This window comes from Mesorhizobium sp. M5C.F.Ca.ET.164.01.1.1, from assembly GCF_004792125.1.
Taxonomy (GTDB): domain Bacteria; phylum Pseudomonadota; class Alphaproteobacteria; order Rhizobiales; family Rhizobiaceae; genus Mesorhizobium; species Mesorhizobium wenxiniae.
Genome location: NZ_SRTG01000111.1, coordinates 1 through 444 on the forward strand (window position 1 = coordinate 1; position 444 = coordinate 444).

At 69.8% G+C, this 444-nt stretch carries 1 protein-coding gene; it reads left to right on the forward strand.

The window, feature by feature from the left end:
• The coding region (locus EN807_RS32660; protein ID WP_135937941.1) for a DUF2339 domain-containing protein at positions 1-444 on the forward strand (444 nt) is incomplete at both ends.

The following is a 444-nucleotide window of genomic DNA, read 5'->3' on the forward strand; positions in this document are numbered from 1 at the left end:
GCGCCTTCATCCTGTTCGGCACCGTCTATGCCGCTTATGGCATTTACGGCTTCATCGGTCCGGCGCTGGCCTTCACGCTGCTCGGCGTCATTGGCGTGGCGACGATCGCGGCGAGCCTGGTCCATGGCCTGGCGCTAGCCGGCATCGGCCTGATCGGCGCCATGGCGACGCCGGCGCTCGTCTCCCCGCAGGCGCCCAATCCCTGGGCGCTGTTCGTCTATCTGGCGATCCTGCTTGCCGCCACCGCGGCGATTGCCCGCCTGCGCGACTGGAAGGCGCTGGTGGCGGCGGCCTTCGTCGGCACCGGCCTGTGGACCATCCTCTACATGGCCAACACGCCCCCCGCGAACCTGTCGGCCCTCCGGATCATCGATGCCGCGACGTTGGCTGTGCTTGCCTTCGTCCGGCTGGCCGCCCGTGGCGCCGAAGCCGAATCCGCCTCCG